Raw genomic sequence first — 17,684 nt, 5'->3', positions numbered from 1 at the left:
GATGATTAGACGCTACCATTTATACAGTGCGCTGAATAATATAATGACTAAATGACCTCAAAACCATTTTGGTATGAGATTGAGGGAAAAGGGGGTCGAATTGCTGCCAAGCGTTATCAATGATGGCTTGAGCTTCTTGACAACAAGCGTCGAAAACCCCGGAGGATTCTAATATATCGACGATAAGTTGGTGAGATTTCCGATCCTCAGAATGGCATTGCAACACTTCGACAATCCAAAATAACTCATCCTTGTTGAGATATTTGATGGCTTTAGCCATCGGATAAGTCACTTTGCCGGCGGTAATATCCTCAGCGGTTTGCTTATGGTTGTTATCAAAACCGCGTAAGTTAAGCACATCATCCATAATTTGGAAAGCGATACCAACGGCTTCAAAGTAGCGAGCAACGGCATCCGCTTGTTGTTGGGAACCTCTTCCAAGCACAACGCCCATCTTTGCTAATAATGAAGCAGGCACGGCCGATTTGAGCCGATGTGCGGCAGTTATCCTGCGTAGTAATGGTTCTCCGTTTCCGGATTCAATTTCCCGGATGAATTCTGGTAGAAAACCAATGAGATCGAGGGCTTGCCCAACGTGGGCGGCGCGGTAAGTATCAAAGAACAATTGATAAATTTGGCATTTGCTTTCTGCCGATAAGTCAGACTGATTAAGGACCACCTCAAACAATCCATACACAAAGGAGCCAGCATTCATGGCGAGAGGCTCACCAAATATCTGGTGGCAGGCAGGGCCTCCTCGTCTTATTGCGGATTGATCTTGGATATCATCAATGATTAATGAGCCGGTGTGAATGAATTCAGGAACAGTTAGCCAAGAAGCATAGTTGTCAAATGTCCCTCCCACTAAATGGCAACAGGCTGTTAATACATAAGATCGCCAACGTTTGCCTTTTCGATCGGTAATGGTTCTAATGGGTGCAACAATTGTGTCAGCCAGTTGTTGGCAATCCACATCATCCAGATAGTGGCTGTTCTCTTGCGAAGCAAACAAGGAAATACTGTGATGCTTATCAAGCTGCAAAGGCATCAATTTTTGTATTTCTTTATCAACTTGCTCACTGACTGAGTCAAATAAATCCGTCATTTTCCCCAAGCTTTCTTTTTGGAATTGCTCCACATAACTCATGCCCGTGACAGGTTTTCCCCGAATAGTCCCCTTAACTTGGCAGCGACCCTCCCAAAAGGCAGGATAGGCGATAAGCGTGGGAAACTCCTGGTTGTTGAATTGGGCATTCACCTCCAAGGATAATTCGATGTCATCAATATGGATGGTCCATTGGCATTCATAATCACTAAAAGTCTGTAGACTTTTCCAATGTGCTTTGACGCGAAATTGTGCGTGAGGGAAAAATTGCTGTTGACCGGTTGGGTCAACCAAAGTGCAATATAACGTTTCCTTTTCCGCATCATCTGTGGGACAAAGTTTATAGAGGGATAAGTCATACCCATTATCCAGTTGAATGGATATCCAAGTCCACTGATTGGATGAGGCATGTTTTTCATTGGCTTGATGAAAACCGAATTCATGATCATACCAACCTTGTCCATGCACAGAAACAGGCGGGTTTGCGCCTTCTTGGATTTGACCCAAAACTTGACAGCGTGGGATAAAATAATAGTACATGGTTTCTTGTCTTGGTCCAGCAATCACGCCGTTATCTCCCTGGTAACAAGCAGGCTTCACGGGTTTGAACTGCAATTGGACTTGGTGGTTTGTTTGAGGGTTTGTCAGGGTAAGAACATAGTCAAGTTCGCTTGTTTTACGAAGGTTTAATTGATCAAATTGTAAGTGTAGTTCATCGTCTGCAATGTTGACTGTCGTTAGCAATCGATCGTTGGATGGTAGGCGTTTTTGCTGAAGAATTTCTTCGATAGCTTGCTTAAAGCCAACATCAGTTTGCGCGTTTTTACTTAATTTTTGCAAGGCGATCGTGGGGGTATTTTTATCGACGCATGCATAGGTGGTATAGGATTCGGTTTGGCAGTCTGTTAATGCCCAGATAGCCGAATACGCCATGTCTGCTTGCTCTGGCAAACGGTACATAAAAAAACAAGCAAAGAGGCTAAACTCGCGCTGTTTACTATCCGCTAAGTGGCAGTTAAAGTACCACCATTCTGTGTCCGAACTGGGGTGGGGTAAATCGTGGACGCTCAAATCAATGGTGTCACCTTGCGGCCAATCAGAGGGTGTTTGCAATTCTCATCCTCGAGAAAAAACTATCTCATTAATGTATCGAATGCCTCCTTGCTCGTCAACCTATAGAACCTTAAGAACTGGCGAAGGAGACATACTATTTTTCATGATGTTCTCCTTAACAAAGCTTCAGCTTGGGGAAATTTTTTCAGGAGATCAAGGGCAATTTCCCGTTTTTCGAGGGTCTTCGACGCATTGGCTCGATTTGTAACCAAGCGTTATCTTTGACAAAGACAAGGTGCCATGATTATAGTTTTAAGATAGAACAGTCATTGTCGTAGGAAGCGCTCGTGATAAAATTTGTTAAGATATTTCGTTTCAGCGGTATCCTATTGGTCTCGCTCTTTATGAGTGCCTGCCAGGAAGACAACAAGCCATACCAAACCACGGGATTTGTTGAAGTGCGACCATTTTATCTGACCAGTCCACAAGGAGGGGAACTGCGACGATTATATGTCAACGCTGGCGAGTCCGTCAAAAAGGGGGCTTGGGTTGCAAAAATCAAAGGCCAAAGTACCTTGAAGTCACCTGCTTCTGGGCGTGTGTTGGAGACGTTTTATCTGCAAAAAGAGCATGTATCGCCAGGGTCTGCCGTCGTAAGTTTATTATTAAAAAATGAGGTGTTTATTGTTTGTTACATCCCAGAAAACGACCTCAACCGCATCCATGTCAATAAACGGGTGACCATACGCTATCGCGATCATGATTATCCTGCTGAAATAAAATATGTCGCAGCGCAAGCGGAATATACCCCGGATTCATTATTTTTGAGTAAAAACCGTCATAAATCGGTGTATAAAGTAAAAATCGCACTGCCTAAGTCGTTAGATGCGATTATTAAAGTCGGCCAAATGGTGGAAGTGATTTATGAGTGATGCAACTTCGCCTGCACCAGCCTATGTGCTTCATCAGATTTGTAAATCATTCAAGCAAATTAATGCCGTGGCTAATTTGAATCTAACCATTCCAACCGGCATTATTTTTGGGCTAATGGGTGCCAATGGCAGCGGTAAGACAACCACCCTAAAATTATTGAATGGCTTATTAATACCGGACAGTGGTTCTGGGTCATGCCTTGGACTCGATTTGGTTTCGCAAATCACGCAGATCCAAACAAATATTGGCTATATGCCGCAAAAATTTTGCCTTTATCAAAACTTGTCGGTCTATGAAAACCTTGATTTCATCGGCCGCATTTACGGGTTAAAGCAACGCCAAAATCGGTTGGGTGAAATCATCGAATTATTATCATTATCGGGTGTCAAAAATCAAATTGCAGCCACGTTATCGGGGGGATGGCAAAGCCGCGTTGCTCTTGCGGCAGCCTTGCTCCATCACCCGAAAATACTCATCTTAGATGAGCCAACCAGTGGCTTAGATCCTGAAACACGATTAGTCATCTGGGAGCACATCCAGCATCTCGCTACGCTGGGGGTTACCATTATTTTAACCACCCACTACATGGATGAAGCGGAGCGCTGCCATCAATTGGCTTATATGTCATTTGGCAAATTACTGATTCACGGGGCGAACGATGCGATTATCCAATCAGAAAAGCTGTTTTCCTGGGTGATCGATGGCCCCAATATCAGTCAATTAAAAGCGGTGCTAAATGGACTGGCGGTGCCAATGACGATTTTGGAAAAGGGTAAGAATTTGCGTGTCAGTAGCCAACTGTCAGATGCCTTATCTGCTTGTGACCCGGTGTTATTATCTCCCTATCATATCCAACCGAGTCAACCGACGTTAGAAGATGTTTTCCTCTTTAAAATTCAACATGAGGATAAGCAATGACTCGATTTTCGTTAAGTCGCTTATGGGCTATTATCCGCAAAGAATTCTTACTGATGAAACGGGATCCTGCCACAGTGATTATCATGGCAATTATGCCTTTGATTTTGGTGTGTATCGCTGGATTTGCCGTCAATACTTTTCCTGAAAAAGTGCCCACGGTCTTAGTTAGCTATGACCATTCCCCTTTAACGAGAGAACTTGTCCAACAATTGGAAAATACCACTTATTTCAAGTTTGTCACCTCCACAACCCAACCGGAACATGCCTATCATTTGCTGCGTTCTAACCAGGCATTAATGATTTTAACCATTCCCCCTAATTTTACCCAAGCGGTCTATCGTCATCAGAACCCGTCCTTATTATTAGAAGACGGAACTGTCGATTCTTTTTCGACAGCCAGGGCGGTGATTGCATTAGCCGGTGTCCAGAAAGCGATGCTGAAAAAGATGGCCAAGATTAATGCGCAGACAAAGGCACCAACATTTAATTATCGTATTATTAATCATCGTTTGTTTGACCCTGAATTGAACACCCAATTTTACCTTGTTCCTGGCATGATCGGGTTAGTATTAATGTTAACGATGTTGATGATTACAGTCATCATTGCTTTCCGGGATAGCCAAGGTGGGACCATCGAGTATTTGCTGGTTTCGCCCACGCGACCAACGGAAATTTTAATCGGCCAAATTCTAGCTTATATTTTAGTGGGATATTTACAGTTAAGTATGGGGTTGGTAATCGCCTATTACGTCTTTGATATTCCCTTTATTGGGGATTTATCCGTTCTCTACTTGAGTGTTTTACCTTATATCATTGCCGAGTTATCACTGGGGCTGACTATTGCTACTTTTTGTGCCACACAGTTTGAAGCTGTTCAGGTTATTAATGTGTTTATTGCCTTTTCGGTGATTTTATCGGGTTTCGTTTTTCCACTATTTGGCTTACCGGATTGGGCTAAAACCATTAGTCAGTTTTTACCGCTGACTTATTTTTTTAAAATATTATTTGCTGTTATGATGAAAGGCAGTCGCATCGAGGAAATATGGCAACATTTGTGGCCGTTATTAATCTATAGCACGGTGATGATTACCTTAGCTACCTATCGCTTTAAGTATCAGCAGCAGAGATAATATCCCAAGTTTCTATTTGCCATTTGTAAAGTCTAATGTGCGTTACATGGGAGATAGCTGTCCTCGCTATAATGCATGGTGTTTTGGATTTCAGCTAGTTTCAGCATTTTCTGAGCTTTATGAGGGTATTGAAAGAACATGCCATACCCTTGTTCATACATCATCCCCATCATGGTCTGGGCTAGGGGCAAACCTGCTTCAACGGCTGAGTGAATACTGGATTTCCCGCTGTAATATTCGCCCTGCTCCAGTTGACATATCCCATGATATTGTTTGGCTAAGGCAATGTCGCTTTGGCTTGCTTTGTCAAAGTGATTCGCTGCTTGAGCAATATCACATTGACCCGTTAGACCATAAAAATCGATCATACCTAAGAAGAGGTGGGCTAGATGTGAAAATGGTTTTTGAGTGGTGCAAGCGTTCAATTTTTCAATGGCGAGGTCGAGTTGTTTTGGTTGCCCAACACCAAGTAATAGCGAAAGTCCTTCCAGCAGATCATTACTAAATGACAGAGGTTTTTCTTCTTCCGGGTGGGGATAACTTGTAAACAGTCGGTTAATATGGCCGTGCAAAATTGCATGGAGATGATATTCCAAAGCGCTATCGATATCCCCAACATGCTCACATAAGGTTGCAATGTAATGCAAGCCTTCACTGTAGAGTGCGCGAACTTGGCAATAGCGCTGCTGTTGTTCAAAGGGAAGTTCTAAGTAGCTTTTAAATATTTCCCGCTGTACTTCATACTGAAAGCTATTTGGATTATAGACATAAATCGCGTCACCTTTTAGCATTGACTGGAGGGTTCTTTCTAGTAGTTCAAGGTGAAGTTGAGTCATGTCGATATAAAGTTTGAGCGGAATACTATTAAACATTACGACCTCCTGTCAGAAATGTATAGGTTGTGAGTCATCATTCGCGTATTATGGTTTTGCGAAATACGGGATACGATAACCACGTACAGTTTTAATATCCCATATTTTTGAAGTGATGCCTATACCTAAGATACTTTAAAATGACAGCTTTGAATGCTTAAATTACTATTTTTTCCATTTCTAAGTGGTCGAACGCGAGGAAAGGTGATTTTTTAAGATTCTGAATTTGTAACATTTTTTCTTCAAGACTTATTCTACCTAAATCAAATAAGAAGTTCAGATCACTGCCCGATCGTTGATACATTTTGTTATAATCATTGTTGGCACGATTTGCCATATACTCGAGGCGTTCTAGGATATGTTCCCTCATTAATTTTTCATCGGTTAAGCAACCATAATCCAGGTTTGCTATGAAAGGTAAAAAGCCATTCGACCTTAATTGGGCGCAACGTTTACATACGTTGAAGGCTTGTGTTTGCTTTTCTTCAAAGGTTACTGAGTCTGGGAGACGAAGGATCCAGTCTAACAAGCGTTTTCCATCCGTTCGTATGGCGATTGCCAACGCTTTATGTGTCATCCATGCGTGTTGGCCCCGCTCGCTTTGACTATTTTCGTATTTGGTCAGTGTTCTTCTTAGGTCGCCTAAAATATGGGGATCATTGAAAGGATTTTTTTTGTTAAACCCACCAATAATCCAATAAAGTAGGAAGGAATAGGCTTCTTCTCCTCGTAGGTGGTCAAACTGACTGGGTGCTTGGTATTTTTCTGGGGTTTTTAACCGCTTAATCAGCCTATCGAAATCCAACGAATGGTCCTTTAATTCGCTATTAGAAAAAATATAAATATGGCGCATACACGTTGATACGTCGATGGTATTTGCACTATTTACAAACTGGCGAAGGGGGCATGGTTGTCCTTTTAGTTTGCTGTAGGCGTAGATATGCAATACGTGGAGGTCATCAAATATCATAACGGATTGTAGAAAATTCACAAGACGAATCAAGGATTATGAATGAAAAATGGGATGATGTAAATGACAATGTGAGCAATAAATATCCATCTACACTGGTCAGTAGGAAGCGGCAGGAGCATATCCAATTTAGCAAATGGTCTGTTAAAGATTAATGCGATGTTTAATGGATACGGCACATCCCATTTTCAGTCCAATATTCACTGCCAACACAATGATGGCAATAGAACAAACCTTGTGGGTCATAGTGTTTTTTTAGCGCCAATAGTTTTTTATAGTGTTTTCCCCAAAAAGCCTGTTGCCAGTTTTTTTGGAAAAAATCGGCCTCATTGACATAGGCACCGCTGTTAGGTGAAAGACTCATAATGAGTGCCATTGCTTTGTCAATGCGGTGTTTACTCGTTTCAGCCGTCGTTGTATTTACTGCGTGGTTTTTAATACCCATAAATTGTTGATTTGTACCATCAGCAATGATGACTAGTGCGGGTGATTGATAGACGGATGGATTCATTGACGTTTGTGAACTTCGTTGAATGGCTTCGGGTGATGCGCCAGACAGGCCTTTATTGATATGAAAGCCAACACGGGCGAAACGAGATGCTTGAAAAAGGTGACTGACGAATGTATCGAGGTGTTGATCATCAAACACGGTTTTATCCAGCCACCAAGAGCGATAAGCATACCAATAGCGATAGATTTCAATGCTATTTGAAGCCCACCAAAATTGACCCTTTGGGGCATTTTTTCGATCATCCAGGGTAATGAATGTTGGGTGATGCTTTTTCAAATAGTGATAATCGAATAATTTATTGCCTGGGATTTCAATGAGACTGATTTGCTGTTTAAACTCGGTAGGATGTGCCGATAGCCAATCTTGGAAAGGAGCCCACAAGCGGGCAACGTCCCTTTTGGTTAGACCTTGAAATACCAGAGCCATTTCGACTTGGTTATTGGGCGTAAAAGTGATTTGTTCTCCCCAGTTTGGGTTGTTGAGATGTTCTCGAAAAAACAAGGCTATCTTTTTGATGAGCTTTTTATACGAGTCATCATTGTTAGCGGTGATAGTCCCTTTATAAACACCAAAATTTTGGGGAAGATCATGAGTAAGTAGCGTCATTTTAGTCACTACCCCATACGTACCTGCACCACCACCCCTGACGGCCCAAAACAAATCGGTATTTTGACATGCGTTTGCGATGACTTTTTTGCCATCGGCAGTCACCAGTTCCACTTCTAAAATCCCGCCAGCCCCTGTCCCAAATTGTTTAGAAAAACTACCAAATCCTCCGCCTTGAGTAAATCCACCGGCTGCCCCCACCGACGTACAACCGCCACCTTGGACATAGCGATGGTGTTGGGTTGTCACTTTTTGGTAGGTCTCAATCCACCGGGTGCCTGCTCCGACCGTGACGGCGGGTGTTGCTGTGTTTTTTCCACATCCTTGTGCAATAAAATGGTCTTGAAGGGTAATGTCTCGCATTTTATGCGTCCAGATTAAAAGCGAATCGGGGGCTGATGAGCGTCCCAGATAATCATGCCCAGTGCCTTTAATGACCAGGCGAAGATTATGGTTACGAGCAAAATTTATTCCCTCAATCACATCCTGGGTGTTTTCTGCTTCAATGGCATAGTTACTGGCTTTCCCATCCCAAGCATTCAACATGCCTTGACTCTGTAACCCGCCAGGGATTGATTCCAGGTAAAAAGGATTTTTAATGTCCTTGAGAGCGTTTGAACATTCTTGACTATTTGCATCAGTATAACAATCTGCTATTCCCAGCTTGGGCTTAACCAATTTTCCTTTGAGTTTGATTTTAAGTTGATGCCAGTCTTTTTCGCTGGGCCAACAAGGTTGGCTAGGCAAGCAACGACAAGATACATGGGGAGTTGGTGTGAGAGATGTGGCATAAGACAAAAGGCTAATACCATAAGCTAAAAACATGAAAACGGTTGGGCGAAGGGATATGCGCATGATCAATTAAATTCCTGAATCGTAAGTTCTGATTTGAGGCTTGCAAAGGATACTTTAATTTTTTCTAATAATTCTTCTGCATGACCTGACCAATACAAGGGTTGACCGACCACGACGTCAATGACAAAAGGGACCAGCAAGGCTTCATTTTTTGGTAATGCTTTACCTAATCCATAGAGAAAAATCGGATAAATAGGTACTTCTGGGTTTTGCCTTGATAAATGAGCAATGCCCTTTTTAATCTCACTCATTTTTTCTGGCTCACCACGAGAGCCCTCCGGAAAAAAGATAATAATTTGATTATTATTGAGTGCTGCTTGGATATTTTCAAAAGGCGACTGTTTTTTAGCAGGCCGCTTTCTTTCAATAGGAATGATGCCAATAATTTTTTGTGAGAACCAGGATAAATATCTATTTTTTAGAAAATAATCTGCTGCAGCAACGGGTTTGATTTGCCTCACCACTCGCCAAGGAAATAGGCTCATTAATACCATGGTATCAAGATGACTATTATGGTTAGCAAGTAAAATAGCGGGGCCTTTGCTCGGTAAACGAGCGCGGTGGCGTACATTAAGGCCCAAAAGAATTGTAATAATGGGCTTGACTAGTATTTGGAAAAAAATATATTTCAATATCGTATTCATCATCAATACACCAAATATCGTACGTAATGAAAGAAAATAGGCGCCGTAAAAATGATGCTATCTAATCGGTCGAGAATGCCGCCATGCCCAGGTAACAACTGTCCTGTGTCTTTGATACCCAAATCACGTTTGATAGCCGACATCGCTAAATCACCTAAAAACCCTGAAACGCCAATTAAAAAGCCTGCAAGGAGAGCTTGAGGGAGTGTAAAGGGAGTCAAAATAGGGCCCAGAATAAACCCCAACAGGCACGTGGTTAACACACCGCCTAAAAATCCTGCGACGGTTTTGTTTGGGCTGATGGCTGGAATAATTTTCTTATGGCCTAAAAATTTACCCCATAAATATTGGCTCACATCGTTAAATTGGGTCAAGAAGACGAGATAGATAATTAAGCTGATGCCCGTATTGATCCAATCAGCATCGGTGGGCAGAACACCTAAATAAGCGATATGACTGACAAAATAAACGGTTAACATTAAACCCCAGTGAATTGTACCGGTCGCCACCAAAAAGCCTTTAGATTCTTTCAATATGACCATGCGAATCGGGATAAATAAAAACATGAAGATGGGGATAAAAATGATATATAGTCCATACCAATGAATATGGATCAAAACATATTGGCAAGGAATGCTTATGTATGCCCAAAAAATGGCTCTTCTGTCCACACGTCTCGTCGGTATGACCGTAAAATATTCTTTTAAAGCCAAGTAGCTCACAAATGCAAAGAAAATCAACATGGAAGAGGGGCTAATGGAAAGTGCCAAAATAAAAATAGTGACCATGATCCACCATGAAACCATCCGGTCATATAATTCTTTCTGCGTTTTTGGTGAAAATTGATGGCGAAAAATAAAAATAATGAGGCTAGAAACGACTAATAAAGCAAGCAAAATACTAAAAGCAATGATATTAGTCAGATTTAAGTTCATATTGCTTCAACTTGTTTTAATGCTTGATAGCAGCGGTTGAGAACAGTCATGCCTAGCAAGATGAGCACCACCACGATTAAAAGGTTCAGCCAGAAATTGGCGTGATAAAAGGCAAGCCAAAGCGCGATAACACTGAAAATGAAGGCGCGATCACTTTTACCCATTGGTCCATCGTAGCGGCGACTGGCACCAATCAGTAAACATGCCAACCCGGCAGTCTCCGTTGTGATGGCTAAAATCACACAGAGAATAATGACGATCGGTTGCAAGCCTGGATGAAAGGCAAATGGTAAGTATAACGCCGCGTCAGCCAGGATATCTGTGAGTTCATTTAAGAGAGCACCTTGGGGTGATTTTTGATGGAATTCTTTTGCTAGCATCCCATCCACGGCATTGAAAGCCATTCTTAGAAATAATACCACCGGAAAAAGAACTAATATAAATCGATACTGGATAAAGATTGATAAGAGCATGCCATAAAACAAACACATTAAGAAGGTCAACAGCGTGACTTGATTAGCTGTGATACCCAATGAATTTAGTTTAGAGACAAATGGTCTAAGTAAGTTTTGGAATTTAGGTTTTAAGTCATAAATGCTTATCATGTTTTTCAATGCAAATTAATCGGTTACAAAAATTCATGGTAAAGGATAATCGTAATCGATTCAATGAGGGAGGCAGCGTTTCAGACACAAATTCAATTCTGCCTGTCGTTTGAATTTATATCGAACCAGAACCGGGCTATTTTCCTGCTAACGACGTATCGATTGATAGTGGGGACATCGGCTTGGTTGGTTCGCCTTTTTTTTGTAGTAGTTTAGGAATAATAATGCACAGTGCAATAACAATAATAGCTATGAGCTCACTAAAACTTGGAACTTCTTTGAGGAGTAAATAAGCAAAACTAAGAGAAAAAACAGGATTTAATAGGCTAACATTGCCAATGAAGGTAGCAGGAACTTTGTTAACCGAGAACTTCCATAATGTTTGTGCTAAGACAATGGCAAAACCTGCATACACCACCATTAATAACCAAAAGTTGCGACCAAATGCATCGGCAAAGTGCTCAGGCCCAATCAAAATATTTGCAATGATAAAGAATATAATTGCTGAGGTGAAATTGCGACAAAATACATAGGTTGGAATCGAGCATTTCTCAGAGATTTTATTGACCAATATGTCATTCACTGCAAAAAACAAAGCAGAGCACAAAAGCAGCCAATCGCCTTTTGCAAAATGTAACCCTTTGTTTGTATAAATAAGCAGGGAAATGACCGTTATACCGATAATTGTATAGCCGATAACTTCATTTCTGGAAATGCTTATACCCAGGGCAAAAGTGGCAAGTATGATATACAGAATGCCATTAAAGCGACTAATTAATACGAAATTAATAACGCTGGTGTGCTCTAAGGCCGTAAATTGTAACGCCGGGTATATGGTGCTTGTGATCGTCATTGTGGCCAAAAAATATTTGGTTTTTCTGGGTAGATTATGTACTTCCTTGATAATATTTTTCAGGCTGTAGAAAGCTAATGCAATTAATCCTGCGCAAAAATTACCCACAAAGAGGACGTTACAAAACGAAATAGCCCCTGGCGCAAAAACTTCCGTGCTATAATCTTGCTCAACCATCATTTTTATTACCACCGGCGCCAAGGCGAACAGCACAGCGGCGAATGTCAGAATAATCTTATAGCGCCCCGTAGTTAACGAGCTGGTATTAATGTTTGTTTTCATTGGCATCCAAGATTACGTTATGATTCATAATGAATGAGCGTTACAATAAAACTATAAGGGAGGGCTTGTTACTTATCAAGTATGCCTATTTGATAAGAGAGAGTCCTGGGTGAAATAAAACACTCTAATCGATTTAATTGTATACTACAAATTAATTATGTTAGATCGATATACACTGAGGTAGTTTATGCCTGTCCCAAGAGAGGTGGATGTTCGACATTTTGTGAAAAAAAATGATTCCTTTTTTCGTACCCCGATAGTCAATCAAGCTGAATTCGCCCAATTTTTTTCTGATAAGGGTAAAGTGGATGAAATTCAGGATTATTCAGAAAAATTGATGAAAGTATTGCAAAAAACAATTCATCAAGAAGGGAAATATAATGCCCCAGCGATGGTTTGGTGGCTGAAAGGTGATTTTGAAAAAGTGCTAAAAGAACCGGCAATACCTAAGTTTTTGATGGATTATCAGAACCATCCCGCCTTGTTAATTTGGCTAGAAGACCACCCTCCAGCTGATATTCCTCCCCCGCCATCTTTATCGGAAAAAGAAATTCAGTGGTTACACAAATTTGCCGGCGGTTTAAATGAAAGATTAGAACAGGCTAGAACTGAAATTCAAGCACACATTATTCAATTGAAGGCTATTAAAAACCCAGATGCCCAAACCCAAAAAGATATCGCTGGTTTGAAGAAGGCAAGAGTTAATCTTGATGATGCCCTTAAGGAACTAAAAAGCATTCAGGAGGAGCTATCCGGGAAAAATGGGCGACCACTTCCTTCCGAAGTTAAATCAAAATTTGAAACTGTTGAAAATACATTAACTGTTAGTTTCAAAAACAATATTCTTATAGTTGAAAATAAACATGTTAAAGGATGGGGCGAACGTCTCCTCGATTGGATTGCAAAAGCGGTTGGTTTTGAAGGGTATCAAAGTGATGCAACAAAAAGAGGGCAGAGCATAAGCAAATTAGCGCAACAATTGCCATCTGCTATGCAAAATACAGTTTTAAAAATGACGGAGTTCAAAACAAAAACACGGGAAATTCGAAAAGCGGATGAAGATCCTCCCACATCAGTTCAGAACAACGATCCAAATTTACCCTTTTCGCAAAGCACATAAATCTACCTAGATCAGATGAGTGCCTGAGAAGTTTTTTAGCGATGCTTTTTTAGCCAAAAACAATGCTGCTCTAAGGGAAGGGCTTTGGCAATGTACCATCCTTGCAGATAATCGCAGCCAAAATCAGCGAGTATGCTTGCTTGTTCTTTTGTTTCAACCCCCTCGCCAACCACTTTTAAATTCATACAGTGTGCCATGGTGACCATGCTTTTAACGAGATTAGCATAGCTAGAATCATTGGAAAGATGTTTAATAAACGACTTATCAATTTTTAAACAAGAAAATGGGAAGTCTTTGAGATAGCTGAAAGATGAATAGCCGACGCCAAAATCATCAATCGCGATAGCAATGCCAAGATCGCGTAATTGGTTTAATTGATGATGAACTTCTTCTTTACCTAATAGCAGCGTTGATTCGGTGAGCTCAATGATGAGTTGTGTCGGATTAACGTTGTATTCATTCAAAACGGATTTCATGTCGTCAACAAATGAGGCGTGATTAATTTGCTGTGCGGAAACATTCACGGCGACTTTGATTGGGTGTTGACAATGGTCTTGATGTTGGATAGCTTGTCGGCAAATTTGTGCTAAAATCCAGCGGCTTAAGCGTTTGGCTAGTCCTAATTGTTCAGCAAAATCAATGACAGTCGTTGGTTTCACTGCGCCTAATTCTGGGTGAACCCAGCGCAGCAATGCTTCAAAACAAACGAGCTCGCCATTCTGACTATCGATGATGGGTTGATAATGAATATCAAAGTCTTCATTTTTTAATGCTTGGCGAAATGCATTTTCAAAGTGTAAGTCTTTCATGGCTGAATTAATCATATCTGGCACGAATGTTTTCCAACCACCTCGCCCGGATGATTTGCTTTGATACATAGCAATGTCTGCATGACGTAATAACGTTTCACTTTTCTCACCGTCAATTGGGTAGTGGGATATGCCAATGCTAGCGGATATATGAATAATTTGCCCTTCAATTTGAAAAGGCTGGGCAAAGGTTAATTGCAATCGCTCAATCATACTATGGATTTTATTATCATCTTCCGTTTGAGGCATGACAATCATAAACTCATCACCACTTAATCGTGCGACAAAATCATTTTCCCGAACCACATTTTTTAATCGTTTGCTCACGTGTAAGAGCAATTGATCGCCAGCAAAATGGCCCAGTGTGTCATTGACTTGCTTAAAGTTATCTAGATCGAGAAATAAAACAGTGACAGAAAGTCCGTTGTCATCTGCATAGTCCAATGTTGTTTGGAGATGTTTTAGTCCGTATGCACGATTTGGTAGTTTTGTGAGATCATCGTAATTTGCTTTATATAATAATTTTTCCTCATATTCCTTTGCTTCGGAAATATCTCGAATCAAGGCTATAATTAATTTCTCATCGTCCATGACTAAACAGGTCAGCCTCACTTCAACAGGAAACTCACTCCCATCTTTTTGCCGGTGGCGTCCTTCAGTAATATGGTCTTGGGTCAACAATAAATTCCAAATGTTATGTAAATCATGCTCTTGCACACCGACTTCAATATCACGGACATGCATTTGCAATAACTCACTTTCATCGTATCCAAGAGACTCGCAAACGGCGCGATTGACTTGAATAATATTCCCTTGTAAGTCATGAATGACAATACCATCAAAGGTTGAATTCATGATGCTTCGGTAACGCTTTTCACTTTCAAACATCTGTTGTTGCTCAAGATGCTGTTGCGTAATATCTTGCTTTATCGCCAAATGCTTGATGACCTCTCCTGTGAGGTTTTTAATGGGGATAATCACGGATTGCGCAACCCATTCACCACCATCTTTGCGATTAGAATGGATAATCCCTTTCCAGGTTTTGCCTTCGGATAGTGTTTGATTGATGTGACAAAAAAACTGGGGATCGACGTTTGGGCTGCGTATGAGCTCTGCAACCGATTTGCCTTGCGCTTGTTCTAAAGAGTAACCGGTAATTTTTTCAAACGCAGGATTGACATATTCAATGACTGCGTTGGCGTCCGTTAATTCAACGGAATCACCCGCCTCTTTGAGGATGGTCGTTAATAAATGTCGGTTTGATTTTAGCAAGTGATTTTGCAAAAGCAAGGAGATGGTCGAAAAGATTGTCGCTATCTCGTCAATAAAAGCGTCATCACTGCTAATCGCAGAATGACATTCGATGACCATCGCCCGGGCGGTGGTTTCATCTGTGTGAAGTATGACACCAATATGTCGATTGCTATTTTTCTTGCGGGAGACGTATAACGGCTTACCGATATCGGATGGCCCAACTTTTCCAGCAATCCATTGCTGGCAACAATAACTTGCTGCCATTTGTTTACAATAGCATTGATTCTCATTGAGACTAGTACACCAATGCAGAAAACCATTGGTCATTATTTTGCAAGCTGTGATATTGACTATTTGCTCAAAGAAAGCAGTTGAAATAAGTCGAATGACTTCGTTAAGCCATGTTTTGGTATTGTAATAAATGGGGGGAGAATCCAACAACTTCTTAATTAATAGCGTTGTTGGCGAATGATGAGCCGCTTCACGTTCAGATATATTCGAGTTTAAATTCCTTTTTATTGGAGATGCCATAGAGAATGATTTTCAATGTTTCCTTTTTATAAGTATAGCGCGAGATTGTAATTTTTCAGGATTGCTTTCAGGATCAACTTTTTTTAAGATGACACTCTTATTTCCAATGGATGCAGTTTATGCTGACTCAGAATCAAATTGATAATTTCCACAACAATGGCTATTTGATCCTCGATGATTTTTGTAGCGCTGAACAATGTCAAGTTTTGATGGATAAAATACAAACAATTATCGAGGAAAACCAAGGGACCTTCCCGAAATTAGCGTTTTCTACGCAAGATAATAAACATGCTGAAGAGGCATATTTTATCCAATCAGCTGATAAAATTCATTTTTTTCTTGAGCCGGATGCAATTGATGACAGGGGGGAGATTCAAGTACCTCTGACCAGAGCAATTAATAAAATAGGGCATGGCTTACATGAACGAGATCCACTATTCAAAGCCTTTTCACAAGATAAACGATTGAAGTCGATTTGCCATCAATTAGGGTTTGTGCGAATTGGATTAGTTCAATCGATGTACATTTTCAAACAACCCGAAATTGGTGATGCGGTGAGCTGGCATCAAGACAGCACTTATTTGTATGTTGAGGGGGATGATGTTATCGGTTTTTGGTTTGCTTTAGAAGATGCAACCATAGAAAATGGCTGTTTATACGCTATTCCAGGCACTCCGCCATTAAGGCAACGCATGATTGTCGAGGATCAGCAAACTTATTTTAAATCTGAGAATGACTATGAATGGGACCAGCAACAGCAGCTTGCCTTAGAGGTAAAACAGGGAAGCTTGATTTTATTACATGGAAGACTACCGCACGCAAGTGGGCCAAACCATTCAAGTAAGTCACGCCATGCTTTCGCGCTTCATGCTATTGATTTGTCAAAACATTATCCCAAAGACAATTGGTTACAATGGCCACAAGGTATTCCCGAGCTATAATTCTCGTTTCGAGTTGAGCATCGCGTAATAACTAAGATACCAATACTATGTCTTGAGTGAATATTTATGTTAAATTGTTTCTCCGACAATCTCCTGAAAGGAAGGATATGATATGAAATCTAGACTGTACCGTTTCTTAACCATCATGCTTTTCACTTCGCCTATCTATGCAATCCCAGCCAGTTGGATTAAGCATTGTACTGATAACAACGGAACCGTTGAAGTGATGCCTGCAGAATTTCAAACCGGTGGTGGCACAGCCTATGGCTTTAATCAACATTTTTGTACCTTTGACATCAATGGCGGATTCGCAGTGATTGGTTTGGAAACGTTTGCCAGTGATAAATCAAATATTGCGGCAAGTTTTACGGCTACATTGCCAACGATTGATAAAAATTCATCTTTATGGAAAGGACCATATGCTAACCCATCCGCAAATGTGTGCAAAAATTTAGGGGGATCGAGTATTGGCTTCAATGTTGCGAGCGGTGGATTTAGTAATCGTTTAGGTCAATGCGATGTTTGCGTTTTTGGCGATGGGTCAATGGTTAGCAGTTGGACGCTCATATACATTGCCAATGGGCGCGAAGGGTATGATAAAATTCGTGGTGCCATTCAATCGACACCTTTGCGATTGTCTTATTAGGACGTGCGCGTGAATATATATTGATTAATGCGTGAACGATTGCGTTATCGAAAAGAGCTTGATTCTAGCATTAAGGCTTTATTAACCTTTTGATTCTTAAAAACCGGATGA

The 17,684-nt window shown here is 40.9% G+C and carries 15 protein-coding genes; 6 read left to right on the top strand and 9 right to left on the bottom strand.

Annotated elements, in window-relative coordinates; all coding sequences use genetic code 11:
- Positions 1 to 19: 19 nt before the first annotated feature.
- A complete protein-coding gene (locus tag AB3348_RS03410; RefSeq protein WP_367606144.1) occupies positions 20 to 2,218 on the bottom strand; it encodes a polyprenyl synthetase family protein in 2,199 nt (732 codons plus the stop codon).
- Positions 2,219 to 2,505: 287 nt separating this feature from the next.
- Here AB3348_RS03410 and AB3348_RS03405 point away from each other — a divergent pair, with 287 nt between their 5' ends.
- From AB3348_RS03405 to AB3348_RS03395, 3 genes are read left to right on the top strand one after another with little or no spacing between them, the layout of a single operon-like run.
- Entirely contained in the window at positions 2,506 to 3,090 is a 585-nt protein-coding gene (locus tag AB3348_RS03405) for an HlyD family secretion protein (RefSeq protein WP_367606143.1), read from the top strand.
- Positions 3,083 to 4,009, top strand: coding sequence for an ABC transporter ATP-binding protein (locus AB3348_RS03400; protein WP_367606142.1), 927 nt, complete (start codon positions 3,083 to 3,085; stop codon positions 4,007 to 4,009). The genes AB3348_RS03405 and AB3348_RS03400 overlap by 8 nt, the downstream gene beginning before the upstream one ends.
- Positions 4,006 to 5,139: an ABC transporter permease gene (locus tag AB3348_RS03395; protein ID WP_367606141.1), complete on the top strand. Its 1,134-nt coding sequence runs from the start codon at positions 4,006 to 4,008 to the stop codon at positions 5,137 to 5,139. Before AB3348_RS03400 ends, AB3348_RS03395 begins: the two co-directional genes overlap by 4 nt.
- A 32-nt stretch (positions 5,140 to 5,171) precedes the next feature.
- Here the strand turns inward: AB3348_RS03395 and AB3348_RS03390 are convergent, their stop codons facing one another.
- The 7 genes from AB3348_RS03390 to AB3348_RS03360 all read right to left on the bottom strand — a co-directional run bounded on the left by AB3348_RS03390 (position 5,172) and on the right by AB3348_RS03360 (position 12,272).
- Positions 5,172 to 6,011 carry a hypothetical protein gene (locus tag AB3348_RS03390; protein WP_367606140.1) on the bottom strand — a complete coding sequence of 280 codons (840 nt, stop codon included), beginning with the start codon at positions 6,009 to 6,011 and terminating at the stop codon, positions 5,172 to 5,174.
- Positions 6,012 to 6,168: 157 nt separating this feature from the next.
- The gene (locus AB3348_RS03385) at positions 6,169 to 6,981 is read right to left on the bottom strand and encodes a hypothetical protein (RefSeq protein ID WP_367606139.1); all 813 of its coding nucleotides are present in this window, start codon (positions 6,979 to 6,981) and stop codon (positions 6,169 to 6,171) included.
- A 163-nt stretch (positions 6,982 to 7,144) separates the two neighbouring features.
- Positions 7,145 to 8,953: an FAD-dependent oxidoreductase gene (locus AB3348_RS03380; RefSeq protein WP_367606138.1), complete on the bottom strand. Its 1,809-nt coding sequence runs from the start codon at positions 8,951 to 8,953 to the stop codon at positions 7,145 to 7,147.
- 2 nt (positions 8,954 to 8,955) lie between these two features.
- Positions 8,956 to 9,600 (bottom strand): lysophospholipid acyltransferase family protein, encoded by a 645-nt coding sequence (locus AB3348_RS03375; RefSeq protein ID WP_367606137.1) that lies wholly within the window; start codon positions 9,598 to 9,600, stop codon positions 8,956 to 8,958.
- Entirely contained in the window at positions 9,600 to 10,532 is a 933-nt protein-coding gene (locus AB3348_RS03370; RefSeq protein ID WP_367606136.1) for a phosphatidate cytidylyltransferase, read from the bottom strand. Before AB3348_RS03370 ends, AB3348_RS03375 begins: the two co-directional genes overlap by 1 nt.
- Positions 10,529 to 11,137 (bottom strand): CDP-alcohol phosphatidyltransferase family protein, encoded by a 609-nt coding sequence (locus AB3348_RS03365; RefSeq protein ID WP_367606135.1) that lies wholly within the window; start codon positions 11,135 to 11,137, stop codon positions 10,529 to 10,531. The genes AB3348_RS03370 and AB3348_RS03365 overlap by 4 nt, the downstream gene beginning before the upstream one ends.
- Before the next feature lie 136 nt (positions 11,138 to 11,273).
- The gene (locus AB3348_RS03360; protein WP_367606134.1) at positions 11,274 to 12,272 is read right to left on the bottom strand and encodes a DMT family transporter; all 999 of its coding nucleotides are present in this window, start codon (positions 12,270 to 12,272) and stop codon (positions 11,274 to 11,276) included.
- A 223-nt stretch (positions 12,273 to 12,495) separates the two neighbouring features.
- Here AB3348_RS03360 and AB3348_RS03355 point away from each other — a divergent pair, with 223 nt between their 5' ends.
- Positions 12,496 to 13,392: a hypothetical protein gene (locus tag AB3348_RS03355; RefSeq protein ID WP_367606133.1), complete on the top strand. Its 897-nt coding sequence runs from the start codon at positions 12,496 to 12,498 to the stop codon at positions 13,390 to 13,392.
- Positions 13,393 to 13,427: 35 nt separating this feature from the next.
- Here AB3348_RS03355 and AB3348_RS03350 read toward each other — a convergent pair whose 3' ends face one another.
- The gene (locus AB3348_RS03350; protein WP_367606132.1) at positions 13,428 to 15,986 is read right to left on the bottom strand and encodes an EAL domain-containing protein; all 2,559 of its coding nucleotides are present in this window, start codon (positions 15,984 to 15,986) and stop codon (positions 13,428 to 13,430) included.
- Between the two features lie 119 nt (positions 15,987 to 16,105).
- On the opposite strand from AB3348_RS03350, the gene AB3348_RS03345 reads away from it, so the two are divergent.
- Together AB3348_RS03345 and AB3348_RS03340 are read left to right on the top strand one after the other, a co-directional pair.
- On the top strand, positions 16,106 to 16,927 hold the full coding sequence (locus tag AB3348_RS03345) for a phytanoyl-CoA dioxygenase family protein (RefSeq protein ID WP_367606131.1): 822 nt from the start codon (positions 16,106 to 16,108) through the stop codon (positions 16,925 to 16,927).
- A gap of 112 nt (positions 16,928 to 17,039) precedes the next feature.
- Positions 17,040 to 17,573, top strand: a complete 534-nt coding sequence (locus tag AB3348_RS03340; RefSeq protein ID WP_367606130.1) for a hypothetical protein — start codon at positions 17,040 to 17,042, stop codon at positions 17,571 to 17,573.
- The last annotated feature ends 111 nt before the right edge of the window (positions 17,574 to 17,684 follow it).

It is taken from the genome of Legionella sp. W05-934-2, assembly GCF_964199965.1.
GTDB lineage: Bacteria > Pseudomonadota > Gammaproteobacteria > Legionellales > Legionellaceae > JAFIFT01.
This window is presented reverse-complemented; position numbering and strand designations above follow the sequence as displayed.

Bases quoted from the DNA above. Each gene is read 5' to 3' on its own strand.
- AB3348_RS03400 (WP_367606142.1), top strand. From the start codon at position 3,083: ATGAGTGATGCAACTTCGCCTGCACCAGCCTATGTGCTTCATCAGATT.
- AB3348_RS03395 (WP_367606141.1), top strand. From the start codon at position 4,006: ATGACTCGATTTTCGTTAAGTCGCTTATGGGCTATTATCCGCAAAGAA.
- AB3348_RS03390 (WP_367606140.1), bottom strand. From the start codon at position 6,011: ATGTTTAATAGTATTCCGCTCAAACTTTATATCGACATGACTCAACTT.
- AB3348_RS03385 (WP_367606139.1), bottom strand. From the start codon at position 6,981: ATGATATTTGATGACCTCCACGTATTGCATATCTACGCCTACAGCAAA.
- AB3348_RS03380 (WP_367606138.1), bottom strand. From the start codon at position 8,953: ATGCGCATATCCCTTCGCCCAACCGTTTTCATGTTTTTAGCTTATGGT.
- AB3348_RS03375 (WP_367606137.1), bottom strand. From the start codon at position 9,600: ATGATGAATACGATATTGAAATATATTTTTTTCCAAATACTAGTCAAG.
- AB3348_RS03370 (WP_367606136.1), bottom strand. From the start codon at position 10,532: ATGAACTTAAATCTGACTAATATCATTGCTTTTAGTATTTTGCTTGCT.
- AB3348_RS03365 (WP_367606135.1), bottom strand. From the start codon at position 11,137: ATGATAAGCATTTATGACTTAAAACCTAAATTCCAAAACTTACTTAGA.
- AB3348_RS03360 (WP_367606134.1), bottom strand. From the start codon at position 12,272: ATGAAAACAAACATTAATACCAGCTCGTTAACTACGGGGCGCTATAAG.
- AB3348_RS03350 (WP_367606132.1), bottom strand. From the start codon at position 15,986: ATGGCATCTCCAATAAAAAGGAATTTAAACTCGAATATATCTGAACGT.
- AB3348_RS03345 (WP_367606131.1), top strand. From the start codon at position 16,106: ATGCTGACTCAGAATCAAATTGATAATTTCCACAACAATGGCTATTTG.
- AB3348_RS03340 (WP_367606130.1), top strand. From the start codon at position 17,040: ATGAAATCTAGACTGTACCGTTTCTTAACCATCATGCTTTTCACTTCG.